This window comes from Moorena sp. SIO4G3, assembly GCF_010692305.1.
Lineage (GTDB): Bacteria > Cyanobacteriota > Cyanobacteriia > Cyanobacteriales > Coleofasciculaceae > Moorena > Moorena producens_A.
In genome coordinates this window covers 18,631-32,742 of sequence record NZ_JAAHIG010000061.1, presented here as the reverse complement: position 1 = coordinate 32,742, position 14,112 = coordinate 18,631, and the positions used below count along the sequence as shown (strand labels likewise).

At 44.0% G+C, this 14,112-nt stretch carries 11 protein-coding genes; 4 read left to right on the top strand and 7 right to left on the bottom strand.

Annotated features, from left to right (window positions below):
• Window positions 1-74: 74 nt before the first annotated feature.
• From F6J99_RS13925 to F6J99_RS13915, 3 genes are all read right to left on the bottom strand, one after another.
• The gene (locus tag F6J99_RS13925; protein ID WP_293113433.1) at window positions 75-1,874 is read right to left on the bottom strand and encodes a mechanosensitive ion channel domain-containing protein; all 1,800 of its coding nucleotides are present in this window, start codon (window positions 1,872-1,874) and stop codon (window positions 75-77) included.
• Window positions 1,875-2,456: 582 nt separating this feature from the next.
• Window positions 2,457-3,176, bottom strand: coding sequence for a glutathione S-transferase family protein (locus F6J99_RS13920; protein WP_293113432.1), 720 nt, complete (start codon window positions 3,174-3,176; stop codon window positions 2,457-2,459).
• 39 nt (window positions 3,177-3,215) lie between these two features.
• The gene (locus F6J99_RS13915; protein WP_293113431.1) at window positions 3,216-3,833 is read right to left on the bottom strand and encodes an NAD(P)H-dependent oxidoreductase; all 618 of its coding nucleotides are present in this window, start codon (window positions 3,831-3,833) and stop codon (window positions 3,216-3,218) included.
• Window positions 3,834-3,974: 141 nt separating this feature from the next.
• On the opposite strand from F6J99_RS13915, the gene F6J99_RS13910 reads away from it, so the two are divergent.
• The gene (locus tag F6J99_RS13910; RefSeq protein WP_293113430.1) at window positions 3,975-4,439 is read left to right on the top strand and encodes a helix-turn-helix domain-containing protein; all 465 of its coding nucleotides are present in this window, start codon (window positions 3,975-3,977) and stop codon (window positions 4,437-4,439) included.
• Window positions 4,440-4,591: 152 nt separating this feature from the next.
• Here the strand turns inward: F6J99_RS13910 and F6J99_RS13905 are convergent, their stop codons facing one another.
• The 3 genes from F6J99_RS13905 to F6J99_RS13895 all read right to left on the bottom strand — a co-directional run bounded on the left by F6J99_RS13905 (window position 4,592) and on the right by F6J99_RS13895 (window position 6,060).
• The gene (locus tag F6J99_RS13905) at window positions 4,592-5,005 is read right to left on the bottom strand and encodes a hypothetical protein (protein ID WP_293113429.1); all 414 of its coding nucleotides are present in this window, start codon (window positions 5,003-5,005) and stop codon (window positions 4,592-4,594) included.
• A complete protein-coding gene (locus F6J99_RS13900; protein ID WP_070394395.1) occupies window positions 4,998-5,258 on the bottom strand; it encodes a hypothetical protein in 261 nt (86 codons plus the stop codon). Before F6J99_RS13900 ends, F6J99_RS13905 begins: the two co-directional genes overlap by 8 nt.
• Window positions 5,259-5,475: 217 nt before the next feature.
• Entirely contained in the window at window positions 5,476-6,060 is a 585-nt protein-coding gene (locus tag F6J99_RS13895) for a thioredoxin family protein (RefSeq protein ID WP_293113428.1), read from the bottom strand.
• Between the two features lie 47 nt (window positions 6,061-6,107).
• On the opposite strand from F6J99_RS13895, the gene F6J99_RS13890 reads away from it, so the two are divergent.
• A complete protein-coding gene (locus tag F6J99_RS13890; RefSeq protein ID WP_293113427.1) occupies window positions 6,108-6,494 on the top strand; it encodes a hypothetical protein in 387 nt (128 codons plus the stop codon).
• A 291-nt stretch (window positions 6,495-6,785) separates the two neighbouring features.
• The gene (locus F6J99_RS13885) at window positions 6,786-11,693 is read left to right on the top strand and encodes a hypothetical protein (RefSeq protein ID WP_293113426.1); all 4,908 of its coding nucleotides are present in this window, start codon (window positions 6,786-6,788) and stop codon (window positions 11,691-11,693) included.
• A 127-nt stretch (window positions 11,694-11,820) separates the two neighbouring features.
• On the opposite strand, the gene F6J99_RS13880 is transcribed toward F6J99_RS13885, so the two are convergent.
• Window positions 11,821-13,302 carry an FG-GAP-like repeat-containing protein gene (locus tag F6J99_RS13880; protein ID WP_293113425.1) on the bottom strand — a complete coding sequence of 494 codons (1,482 nt, stop codon included), beginning with the start codon at window positions 13,300-13,302 and terminating at the stop codon, window positions 11,821-11,823.
• A 645-nt stretch (window positions 13,303-13,947) separates the two neighbouring features.
• Here F6J99_RS13880 and F6J99_RS13875 point away from each other — a divergent pair.
• A complete protein-coding gene (locus F6J99_RS13875) occupies window positions 13,948-14,109 on the top strand; it encodes a hypothetical protein (protein WP_293113424.1) in 162 nt (53 codons plus the stop codon).
• Window positions 14,110-14,112: the final 3 nt, after the last annotated feature.

The following is a 14,112-nucleotide window of genomic DNA, read 5'->3' as shown; positions in this document are numbered from 1 at the left end:
TTGCATACTACAAATTAATCTGCGGAATGTGGGGTTTAACCCTTGGGGAGAGAGCTATGGAGCGCAAGGAGTTGCTATCTAGGCATAACTTCTTCTAGGGGAAGGTCATTGTCTTTAAACCTTTTTGCCATACTGCCCTCTTCCAACGCCATTGCTTCGCTGATGTATAGTTCCTGCCTCGGCAATGGGATCACAATTCCCTCTTGTTCAAATCTTTCTTTTATAATTCGGCTGATGTCACAATAGGCTGTCCAGTAATCCTCTGTCTTAGTATAGGCCAAAAACCAAATCTTAACAGCATATTCAGCCAATTCACCGGTGTCGATCCAAGGTCCAGGGTCTTCCAATACTAAAGGATGGGAGTTGGCAATATCCTTAAGAACTTGGATCGCTTGAGGAATACTATTGCGGTAGCTGATCCTGATCGAGAGAAACATAGCGCGGACGGGGCTACTGGTTTCGTTCGTAATCACGTTACCCCAGACTGAGTTGTTCGGCAAGATAACGATTTTATTTTCCAAAGTATTGATGGTGGTGCAAACTAAGTTGACATCCTTAACGATACCGTTTACCCCAGCTACTTCAATCTTATCCCCCACGTCGAAAGGTTTATAGACCAAGATCATTAAGCCATTGGCAAAGTTACCGAGGGTATTTTGAAACGCAAAGGCTACCACAAAACCAGCAGCTCCAATCATAGCCATCAGTGGACCAATACTGATCTCTAGGGCAGTAATCCCTAACATAATACCTACCACAAATAATCCTTGGCGGGTTAGAGTAACCAAGAACTGACCCAGCATCACTGAAATATTCGGGAACATCCACAACGATTTCTCGAGGATTGTCCCTAAGATCACCGATAGGATGCTAAAACCAGCAACGATTCCTATACATTTGCCAATGTTATTCGCCCAGCGCAGACCTCCTTCTTTAGACTGGAGCCAGCCGACAATGGTAATCCAGGTTCCTTCAGTGTCGCTTACGTCTACCTTAATCCCACTGATGGCGTCGATGTATTTTTTGTACGACTCGACATCACCGCCTTTAAGTTCCAGCTCTTCAAGTACCACCTCAAAGCGATCGCTCAAAGCAGTGCGTTCCTCCCGCAGTCTGGTCATATTAAGCAGGACTTGCTTTTTAACTTCGGCCTTCGCATCGACCGCTTCTTCTATGTTTTCTTTGGCTTTTTCCAGTCCCTGTTCAGTTTTTTTCTGCTCTTGTTCATCCGTAACGGCTTTGTTGCTAATTGTCCCGATCTGCTCTTGAAGCTTAGCAACTTCCTCTTCTGAGCTTGAGGTTTTGGCTTTATCTTTCTGCTGTTGAGTACCTTCAACTGCTTGATCAATCGCCCCTTTCGAGGTTTTATCCTGCTCGGTCTTTTCTCCTTGTTTGACCGCTTCTTTTACTGACTCCTGAGCTTTTTCGAGAGCTTCCTGTGCTTCTTCCGCCCCCTCTTTAGCTTTTACGCCACCTGATGGGGATGGCTCAGTCCCTTCCTCAAGAGCCTTTTTGGCATCTTCTAGGGCATCAACAGCTTCCTTAGTTTTTTGAAGCTCTCGATTTTTGCGCTTGACAGCAATTTCCGCATCGCTGAGTTCTTTAACTTTAGTTTTCAGCAAGGACATCCACCCCTGAGCTTCACCATCCAGCTCATCCTTAGTGAATGGCTTGAGCAATAGCTCTAGCTCCTCAATCGGAATAGTTGGATCTGCAGTCGTAACCGCTTTCGGAATAGTTGAATCTTCAGTCGTAACCGCTTGCTCATTGGGTGAATTAGTGGTCTGTTGAGCTTGGACAGGTAACCACCATGCCCCAACGATTAAGAGACTGCCAAACAAAATGCTAATTTTCTTTTGTCGGTAACGAATCATTGGTTTTTCGTGTTAATCAGACGTTAATTAGGTGCGCTTGACCGATTAAGAATTAAATTCGCCACGGGTCGCACCTGAAGATGTAACCTATACAGTTTGGTTGACTTTTCAGTGTTAATCAAAGAAGATATAAGGTGTATAGTTTGGTTCACTGTTCAGTGTTAACCGTTAACTGTCAACAGTTGCTCCCGACCTTACCACCGGAAGATCGGCACAGCTGTAACATTGCTCGATTTAGACTGAGGGGGGCAGATCTCAAGAGGATAGGAGCTGAATTTTCCGCAACTCTTCGGGATTTTGACAGAATTTATCCCTTAATAATCCTCTCTATCTAACCCTGAAATGAAGACCCCGGGGCAATCAATAGTTAACGGTTAACAGTTAACTGTTAACCGTTAACAAGGTATAGATAGCCTTTTATTGGATCAAATCAAGGGATGTGCTTATTTTTGACCAACATTTTTGGCAAACAAACACCTTGGACAAAAATTTTGCTTTGCCCAATCTTCCCTGATCAACGACTAGGATGTTATCACATCTTTATTGCCATGGTTGTTAATTTTTGTTTCCATCATCCATTGGTTATTGTTTAATATCACTTTGAAAACGTGCAGAATTAGCAGCTTCTGCCGCAGCCACATCCCCTTTTCCAAAAAAGGCAGGAAAAGGTTTCGGGAGCTCTAGTGCCCGTTGAGTTGCAGGTCGGGCATCAATACGGTCAAACCAGCCTTGAAGGTTTTTCAGCCCATCCACCGATACTTTCGCCCAATAATAAGCTCGTGCCCAAGGATAAGTGGCCATATCTACAATAGTGAACTCATTACCAAGGATGTAACTTTTCCCTTCAAGCTGCTGATCCAACACTTCCAGCAGCCTGCGTGATTCTGACCCATAGCGCTTGATGGCAAATTCATCACGATGCCCTTGAGGTTCTGCAATTCGCTGAAAGTACATCGCCTGACCCATCATCGGTCCAATGCCACTCATCTGAAACATCAGCCACTGAAGTGCTTGGGATCGAGCTTTTTCCCCCTCGGGAAGGAACTTCCCATATTTCTCGGCTAGATACCAAAGAATAGCACCCGACTCAAAAACCACAAAATCGTCATTACCACGATCAACGATAGTCGGGATGCGCCCGTTGGGGTTAAGAGACTTATACCAGTCTGACTTTTGTTCTTTTTTGGAAAAGTCAATATAGGTCATCTCATAGTCCACCTCTGCTTCATGAAGAAAGATCAGCGGCTTCCATCCATTCATAGTCGATGCGGTGTAGAGATGAATTTCAGCTTGTTTGGTCATGATTTTTTTTTGGATGAGATATTGACGCTTAAGTTAGTTTTAATGAGTTTTGGAGCACGGAGCAGACAGATGCTCTGCTAGTTCAACACCTAAATCATGGGCGGAGTCAAGAAACACCATTTCTAGATGGCGGATATACCGGTCTCGGTCAGCCTCAAATTCTGGATTTTTGATGACGTTGTAGCAGGCGAAATGGGGCAATTCCTTGAAGCCACAAAACTCATGACTCTTACGCATGGGCAGGAGCACTTCTTGTAGTGATAGTCCTTCAAAGAAACTATTCGGATTGTTAAAGACGTCGGCGGGCGCATTCCATGTAGTAGACAGCATGAATTTCTTGCCATTCATCAGGCCACCCGATCCGTATGAGCTATTACTGTGCCCGAAGAATTCACCATAAGCGTAGACATCGTCTATGTAACGCTTTAGGGTTGACGGCATCATGAACCAGTACACTGGGTACTGAAAGATTACCCCATCAGCTTGCTTGAATTTCGCAATCTCCTCTGGAATGTTGTACCCGTCTTCCACAACAGTGGTGAGTAGCTCGTATTGATCTTTCAATATCTCCACTGCTATCTCGAAAAGACCTTGATTGTAGCGGCCTTTGGCGAACTCCTTAGTCTCTTTGCCCAAAATCAAAAGCAAGGTTTTCATGACTATTACTTTTGCTAATCAGGTAATGTGTACAGTTATTGCTTCATGTATTGCTATTGCTTCATGGTAAAAATTTAAGTTACTATAGTCAACTAGTATACATTTAGTAACCAAGTATAAAATATGAGTTCCGTCATGGACATGGAAACAGATAGCAAACGCACCATGCCCATAGGGGCACGCTACGCGAACGAAATTGATAACGATATCGAAATCGAAACTGATAGTGACATCAACATCGAAATTGATAACGATATCGACATCAAAACCGATAGTGATGCCATCAAGAAAGCCATTGACCCCTGTCTCAGCCCCTGTCCAATCGAGCGTGGAATGCGGATTTTGGGTGGCAAATGGAAAGGATCGATTCTTTGGCATCTCAAGGATGGCCCGATGCGATTCAACGATCTAGCGCGCCAGATCGGCGGAGCTAGCAAAAAAATGGTGACCCAGCGGCTTAGAGAAATGGAGGATACGGGCCTAGTCAACCGTAATGTCATCAGTACCAAGCCCATTGCTGTAGCCTATGAGATCACAGATTTTGGTCGAACAGCCCTGAAATTTCTGGAGGAGGTAAAGAAATGGGCAGAGGAATATAATATTTAATCTTTTAACAGTTCTCAGTTCGGTGAGGTAACCCGCCCTTGGGGTTAATGGGAGTCGGGAGTAGCGATGCATCGCTGTATCGCTTTTTCTATCAATCCTATGTTTACATCTCAAATAAAAATTCTATATTTTGTCATACTATTAATTGCTTTTTATCTTGGGTAAACCTCAAAAGCTAACTGGTGCCGATAAAAACACACGTTGAATTCCGCGAAAAAGTTCATGTGTCCGAGAATTACAGGGACTTCTTTGGATTGAGTCCAAGCAAATGCCAGTAAAACAGGCGAAAACGAAGCAACTGTACCCGAAATAACTAATCCTCGTGCCTGACTACGAGCCAAGTTTCCGCTCAAGGGAATGGAGATGGTTTGGTTCTCCCAGACTGCCCCTAGCTGTACACCAATCTCGTAAGGCATAACATTGACACTTGCACCGGTATCCAACAATGCCATCACTTCTACAGAACGGTTCCCCAAACTGAGAATCAAGGGTAAATATGCCATGATGCTCGATCGCCCAAGGCTATCGGTTCGCTCCGTGAATGGAAAACGTTGACCATCAACCATTAGCTGCTTCCTGTGCTGCTACCAGAAGATCTGACAAGGCTTGAACTGCCTCGTGATCTGCCTGAGGAGACCAGATTACGGCTTCAGTTGATGCCAACTGATTCAGAAGTACGTTTTCTGAATCACTATTTTCAGGAGATTCTAAGCTACATCCTTCTTCTTTAGCAACTGCAAGGAGGAGAAAGTGAATTAGTCGAAGTTTATCTTGATGAGATAGTTTACTGACAGTGGGTAAAAGTTCGCTGAGGGACATATTGGTTGTCTCAAATGATAATGCTATAGGTATGACGATAATAAAAGGCTAATGGGTAATGGGCAAAAGGCAGTTGCCTATTACCTATTACTTATAGCAAAAGGAACTTTTAATTGAGAATTGAGAATTGAGAATTAATAATTGAGAATTATTTCATTTTTAATTATTCATTATTCATTCTTCATTCACCATTCTTAATTCTCAATTCTACAACACCTTACACACCAAAATAAGCGGGTTCATTCCCCGGCTTCCATTTAATATTGCAACCAATACTAGGCTTTTGTTCAGAATTCACCGGTTGCGACCCTAGCACCGCATCAATAGCTGCTCGTAAATCCTTACCGGTAACTGGTATCCCATTACTAGGACGACTATCATCCAATTGACCTCTGTAAACTAGCTCTTGGTTAGCATCGAATAGAAAAAAGTCTGGGGTACAAGCAGCTGTATAGGCCTGAGCCGTTTCCTGACTCTGATCATGACAGAAGGGAAAAGTAAATCCCAGCTCCTGAGCCATTTCCTTAAGTTTATCGGGAGCATCATCGGGGTAATTATCCGCATCATTAGCGCTAATCGCCACCATACCAAGATTAGCATCGGCATAGTCTTTCCCTAGCTTGGCCAATTCTCCCTGGACATGTTTAACGAAAGGACAATGGCGGCAGATAAACATGACCAGTAACCCCTGCTTACCCGCAAAGGTCTCTAAGGAAATCGTCTGGCCAGACACTGCATCCGGTAACTGAAACTCTGGTGCTTTGGTACCTAAGGACAACATTGTCGAGTTAACTAGTGCCATCGTTTGACTCCTAAACTATTGCGGTGACAACTGATTTTCTTCTAACCTTGCCTACCATATCAGATCCCAACAACCTTGGCCTTTCGGCTACGCGATCGCTTTCAACCTTGGCCTATTGGCCACGCGCTTCGCAGCAAAGCGGGACTTCGTCCATCGCGTTCAACCAACCAACCAATCTTCAACCAACCAACCTTGGCCTATTGGCCAGGCGATCGCGTTCAACCAACCAACCTTCAACCAACCAACCTTCAACCAACCAACCTTCAACCAACCAACCTTCAACCAACCAACCTTCAACCAACCAACCTTCAACCAAACCACCAAAAAAACGTGGTATAATAGATCAACTTCCTAGAGGTAGTTGTTTGGAAGAGGTAATCAGAAAGCAACGGAAAATTCTGGTGCCAGCCGTTACCGATGATGAATGGGAATGACTGTTTCAGGTGTTGCAGCAAAGGCGAGTAAAGGGTGAAGATCCCTATCAAACCCTTGTCTTAATACACTGGCCTTTTGGCCAAGCTACGGGAACGTGCTATCGAGTAAACCACAACCGTTGACCAAGGGTGGAAACCCTAATGGTTTCCAGTAGTCAATAATGGTAGAAATCCCCCATGAACGCGCTCCATGGCTCTACGCAATCGGTTTACGTTTCATTACCAAGTCAGCAGAGGGGATAGTCAGGGCGTAAATCCGATTTTGGCAGATGCACAACAGTTGGAATAAATATGACCCTCCAACCCAAAGATTTCAATGGCAATAACAATGAATCATTAAGAATGCTAGCACGGGCGATCGCATTTTCTAAGGGACAATTTTCTCTGATTTTAGCCCGTTGTAATTATCAATCATTGCGGCAGCGATTAACACAACAACTGACAGAACACTACCAGATTAAGTTTCACTCCAGGGCTTTAGCCTCATCGGCTACAAACCTCTATAGCAATGTTCAAGGGGAACTTACTTCAGAACTACCCGATGCCCTTATTGTTCACAATTTGGAATTAGTTAGGGATATTGATCGGCTATTGGTTTCTACCAATAATGCACGGGATGAATTTCGCAAAACCTTCCCCTTCCCCCTGGTGTTATGGGTAACCGATCAGGTCCAACACAAGCTGAGGCGAGTAGCACCAGATTTCACCAGTTGGGCTGCTACTCCCATTGGCTTTGAGATGGCAACGGATGAGTTAATTGATTTTATCGAGCAAACCGTCAATCAGGTCTATGGCAAAGTATTAAACTCTGGTGCTGGCAGATTTCTAGACAATGATGACCTGAATTTGGGCATTGGTTCGACTCGCCGCACCGAGTTAAAGTCAGCCCAGAATGAGCTAAACCATCGTAACGTCAGATTAGACCCACCCTTAGAAGCTAGCTTAGAATTTGTCTTAGGTCGTGCCGCTGATGGATCATCACAAGAGTCTCTGGAACATTATCAGCGTAGTTTAGCCCAATGGCAGCAGATTGAGCCAGAAGCCAGGGCAACCGAGGAAAAACCCCAACCATTGACCTCCTCATCAGAGCGGGTTGGATGCTTACTGTACTATTTAGGATTATGGTGGCGTACCTATGCTGAGAGACATCGGGCTGAGCATCAAGTCGCTTGTGGTCATGCCGCAGAGTATTATCAGCAATGTATTAAGGTCTTTGAACAGGCTGAGCGACCAGACTTAGTTGCCAAGTTTATTAATCCTTGGGCAGAGGTACTGCAACGACTGGGACAGTGGGATGAGTTGGAAGCGGTTGCTAACACAGCCTTGACTCTCCATCAAACCTATGGTTATCCGTTTAGACTAGCGCGAGCCTATGGCTTTTTAGCAGAAGTCGCCTTATGGAAATCTGATTGGACTAACGCGCAACAGTTAGCCCAACAGGCTCTGTTAATCTTAGAACAGGCATTGTGTGAATTCTGTACACCAACCTCATGCTCACTCGAAACCGATTGTGATTGGGAGCGGTCATTTCACCAAGGTTGGTATTTATTGTCTCTAGCGCGATCGCATCGTGGGGCTGCGCGATCGCAACAGCAACAGCACCAAGATAAAATCCAAGACAGTCTGACAACTCTGGAAACGGCTAAAGCCAGAACCAAACCCCAGTACGATCCAGAGCTTTACATTCGGATTTTAGAAGAATTGCGCCAGTGCTACTGCCAACAAGGTAACTATTTGACGGCTTTTCGGGTTAAACAAGAACGACGCTCCATTGAGCAGCAGTACAATTTTCGAGCCTTTATTGGTGCTGGTCGATTGCAGCCTAAACAACAGGTAACTAACCCAGCATTACCAGATCTAGACTACCACAATTCTGTCACCCCAGCCATTGCGGCTTCTGGTAGACAAGGGGATGTCAATCGCTTAATGCAACGTATGAGTCGTAGTGACCATAAACTCACCGTAATTTATGGTCAATCCGGAGTAGGAAAAAGTTCCCTTGTCCAAGCTGGGTTAATTCCCACCTTGAAACAAAAAACCATTGGCTCCCGTGAGGTGTTAACGGTTTTCCAGCAAATTTATACCGATTGGATTCCCGAATTTGGAAAAGCGTTAGCCAAGTCTCTGACCGAAAAAAACCTAATTAAGTATCAGGATAATACTCTAGAAACAACAGCAGCAATTCTCAATACATTCTGGAAAATATCAGAAGACAATATCCTAGTGGTTTTAGTCTTTGACCAATTTGAAGAGTTTTTCTTCGCTGCCAAAGACAGAAAAGACCGGATGGTTTTATATGAGTTCATGAAGAGCTGTTTGAATATTCCCTATGTTAAAATTATTTTATCCCTTCGAGAAGATGACATTCATTATTTGTTAGAGTGTAACCGTCTAATTAACTTAGATGTCATTAACAACAATATTTTAGATAAAACGATTCTTTACTATCTCGGTAACTTTTCTCCAGAGGAAGCTCAATCAGTTATTGAAAGCTTAACTGAACACACGGCCTTTTCTCTAGAGCCAACCCTAACCGATGCCTTAGTCAAGGATTTAGCAGGAGATACCAATGAGGTGCTCCCCATTGAGTTGCAAGTGGTAGGAGCTCAGCTCCAAGCGGAAAAAATTACCACCTTAGCAGATTATCTAGCCAAAGGGCCTAAGGAAAAACTGGTTGAACGATACCTAGAAACAGCGATTAAAGACTGTGGTGAAGAGCAGGAACGAATCACTAAACTAGTTTTGTATTTGCTGACCGATGAACACGGGATGCGACCCCTAAAAACTCAGGCCGAATTAGCGGAAGATTTGGACTTAGACGAGGAGCAACTGGATTTAGTACTGGAGGTATTAGTGGGGTCTGGCTTAGTATTTGAAGTGCCAGAATACCCCGCTGATCGTTATCAGTTAGTTCATGATTATTTAGTATCATTTATTCGCCAAGGACAAGAGCCTCAAATCCTAGCCGAGTTAAAACTCACCAAAGAAGAACTAAAGCAAGCACTCCATCAAGAACAAAAGGAACGAAGACGAGCAGAAATTGCAGAAATTAAAGCCCTGAGTTCTCTGTCTCAAGCTCTACTGTCTTCCCACGACCAGTTAGGAGCATTGGTCGCTAGTGTAAAAGCTGGTAAACGATTACTCACCACAGAGGTTACTCGTGAGATTAAACAGCAACAAGTGAATCAGCTTCAGGAAATTATCAATAACTTGCAAGAGTGCAATCGTTTGGAAGGACATGATGCGGGAGTATTTGGTGTTTGTTTAAGTCCTGATGGTAAACTAATTACTTCTGCTAGTGAAGATGGCACTATCAAGATTTGGGGAATTGATGGCAAAGCCTTGGCAAGCTGTCGGGGTCACAAGGAGCAAGTGTTTAGCATTAACTTTAGTCCCAATGGTGAAATGTTTGCCTCTGCCAGTGCTGATGGCACGATCAAACTCTGGCAACGGGATGGCAAGTTACTGAAAACTCTCAGAGGTCATAAAAACCAAGTTTTCAACATTAGTTTTAGTCCCGATGGTCACACCATTGCTGCTGCTAGTAAGGATGGCACCATCCAGCTCTGGCATCCTAATGGTACTCGGATTAAAACCCTGACCAGGTTTGGTCCTGCTAACTTTGGGATTAGTTTTAGTCCTGATGGTAAATCCCTTGCGATCGCTAGTGAAGATGGCACTATCAAACTCTGGAATTTAGACAGTAGTTGGCCCAAAATTTTCAATCGTCATGCAAGGGGTGTCTGGAGTGTCTGCTTTAGTCCAGATGGTCGGATGCTGGCTTCCGGGAGTTCGGACGGTACCGTTAAACTCTGGAATATAGATGGCAAAGAACTCAACTCCATCGATAATTATGGCTTGCCAGTGTATCGGGTTAGATTTAGTCCCGATGGTCAAATGTTAGCACTAGCCAGTAAAGATAATCGAATTCGACTTTATAACCTTGATGGCATTAAGCTCAAGACCTTACGAGGACACAAAGGGTCTGTGTGTGGGGTAAGTTTCAGCCCCGATGGACGGCTACTGGCTTCTGCTAGTGTAGATAAAACTATCAGACTTTGGAGTCTCAAGGGCATTGGACTCAATACTCAGCAAAGCCATACTGGTAAACTTATCGGCTTTTGTTTTAATTCTACCGGTCAGCAGTATGCTTCAGCTAGTGAAGATAAAACAGTAAAACTATGGAGTCTAGACGGCACATTACTCAGAACATTTTCAGGACATGAAGCTAGTGTCAGGAGTGTCAGTTTTAGTCCTAAAGCAAAACTATTAGCCACTGCTAGTGTGGATGGTATTATTAAAATTTGGCATCTTAATGGAGCCTTACTGCAAACCTTTCCAGCTCATGCTCGGAGTATCAGGAGTCTAAGTTTTAGTCCTGATGGTAAAATCCTGGCCTCTGCGGGTAATGACAGAATCATCAAGCTGTGGGGGATTGATCATAAGTATGGACAGGATCACGGAGTACTCCTAAATACTCTCAACGGCCATATTGCTAAAATCCTTACCATTAGATTCAGTCAGGATGGTCAGATGCTGGCTTCCGCTGGAGAAGATAAAACCATTAAACGTTGGCATCTTGATGGTAGCTTAATCGATACAATTCCAGCCCATAGTCTAAAAATTGTCTGTTTGAGATTCAGTGGGGATGGTGAAATTATGGCTTCCGCTAGTGCTGATAAAACAGTGAAACTATGGAGTTTGGATGGTAAACTGATCACTACCTTACAAGGACATCAAGCAGGAGTTAGAGGTGTTGTTTTTAGTCCAGACAGTCAAATTATTGCTTCAGTTAGTGCTGATAGAACAGTAAAGCTTTGGACTCGTGATGGTAAGGAACTCAAAACCTTAAAAGGACATCTTGCTCCTGTGTGCAATGCCTGTTTCCTGGCTGATGGTGAAACTTTGGTATCGGTCAGTGAAGATGGTACTGCTAAAATCTGGAATATCGATGGTACAGAAATCAAAACCGTTGGCGGACCGATTAATGGGAGTACAGTCCTAGGTGTAAAACCTGGACAGGGGATAGTTACCAGGGGGAGTCATACAACTACCTGTGATTTAACCTCTGATTTAAAGGATTTATTAGTGAAGGGGTGCTATTGGATCACGGACTATTTGAAGCATAATCCCACCTTGAGTGAAAGCGATCGCAAATTGTGTGATGGGATTTTACCAGAAATGTTGAATGGGGAGTAGGGAGTAGGGAGTAGGGAGTAGGGAGTAGGGAGTAGGGAGTAGGGAGTATAGCTTTTTTGAGTCTAATCAGGTACACAGGATTTTTTGCTTGTTCCCTGTTCCCTGTTCCCTGTTCCCTGTTCCCTAGTTATATCAACAAGCTACTCTCTACAACTAGACCGCTGACTGAGCCATAGAGGATTTGAGTAGCACCAGAATCAATAATACCTCCGAGGTCTTCACCAGGAACTCCTATGGCTAAGTCATCGTAGCCGTCCCCATTGAAGTCCTGCACCCCTAAGCTAGATCCAAAGTAATCGTACTCCTCAGCTATATCGTTAACGCCAAAACTATCTTGGCTCCAGAACTGGTTGCCAGTAGTAGTCAAGCCAAAGACGGAACCGTAGATAATGTTTACAGCCCCAGCATCTGTGATTGAATCGATATTTTCATTGGGACTTCCCACTGCTAAGTCATCGTAACCGTCGTTGTTAAAGTCGCCCACAGCTAAGGTAGTTCCGAAGCGGTCAGATCTTTCAGGGTTGCTGTCAATCAAATCGTCTTGAGTCCAGAGTTGATTACCAGTGGTAGTTAAGCCGGTTGCAGAACCATAGAGAGTATTAACTTTACCTGTGTTAGTGTTTCCATCATAATTTTCAAAAGGAGTACCGATAGCCAAGTCATCATAGCCATCCCCGTCAAAATCTCCCGCAGCCAAACTGCTACCAAAAAGGTCACCTTCGTTATTGAAACCCCCACTAAACGCACTTTGTAACCAGAGTTGATTACCAGTGCTAGTTAAGCCGGTTGCAGAACCATAGAGAGTATTAACTTTACCTGTGTTAGTGTTTCCATCATAATTTTCAAAAGGAGCACCGATCGCCAGGTCATCATAGCCATCCCCGTCAAAATCTCCCGCAGCCAAACTGCTACCAAAAAGGTCACCTTCGTTATTGAAACCCCCACTAAACGCACTTTGTAACCAGAGTTGATTACCAGTGCTAGTTAAGCCGGTTGCAGAACCATAGAGGGTATTAACTTTACCTGTGTTGCTTTTTCCATCATAATCTTCATAGGGAGTACCGATAGCCAGGTCATCATAGCCATCCCCATCAAAATCTCCCGCAGCCAAGCTGCTACCAAAGCGGTCATAGGCTTCATCACCCCCCTGAGGAAAGGCAGTCTGGGTGAAATATTGGTTACCAGTGCTGGTCAGACCGAAATAGGAACCATTGATAATGTTAACTATGCCAGTATTTGTAGTCGATCCCAAATCTTCGTAAGGTGTGCCTACAGCTAAGTCATCGTAACCATCCCCATTAAAGTCCCCTGAGATCAGGGTATCTCCGAAGCGATCGTAAGCTTCAGTTGAACTGCCAGCAAGATTGTCCTGGTTCCACAATTGGCTACCAAAGCTAGTTAAGCCTGTTGAAGATCCTTGTAGGACATTGACTTTACCTGTGTTAATGTCCCCACCAACATCTTCGTTGGGTGTGCCTATAGCCAAGTCGCCCCGACCATCACCATTAAAATCCCCTCCAATTAAGCTAGTGCCAAAGTAGTCATGGGCGTTATCGACTCCGGAAGGAAATACGGTTTGATTCCAGAATTGATCGTTGGGAATACTCATAATGTTTATCTAATTTGTTCAAAGTCAACAAGCTACTTTTTCTGGGACAATAGTTCTAATCCTCTGCGTAGGGTGCGTTAGGGGGGCTAGCTGTCATTTTCAGCCTCGTAGCCAGCCTTGGGAAAGTTCGCCCGATTGTAACGGGCAAGATGCCCGTTCCACCCACCGGGTCAAACACAAAAAATGAGATGCACCCTTTTTTGTTGACAGACCCCTGAATAATTCTGTAGTTAATCAACAGTCAAGACGATCTAGCAAAATCAAATCGATCATGAAAGCTAATGCTAATTTTTATTGGCACCAAAAACTAATTGGAGCCTCTTATTACCTTTGCTAATATAGGTTTTTCAACACCAAGCTATTATCCAAATTACTGCGCTAGCATGCTAGATTGCTGCATACATTTTTATAGCACTGCTAGTAGAATGTCTCAACTTAACATACTAAATATTAAGTGCTCAACTGAGCCTGGCTGTCTTTTCTTTTGCTACTTTAAATTGCTAGTTATTGGAACAATCAACTAGTTAAAATTGATGGCTGATTTATTTACCAAAAACAGTATTACATATCAATCCGAACTAATTGAGCTACTTAACTCAAAATTTACTAAATCTTGAAACGAATAAAGTTGTTATAAAAAATACTTTGAGGAGAGATATAGGGCTTGGGAGTAGGGAATCGGGAATCGGGAATCGGGAATCGGGAATCGGGAATTGGGAAAGACAGTTTGACCTGATGGTGCGTTACGGGGCGGGCTGTTTCAACAAGGCGCGAAGAGTCGGAAAATCAGGGCTCAACCGCCCCTAACGC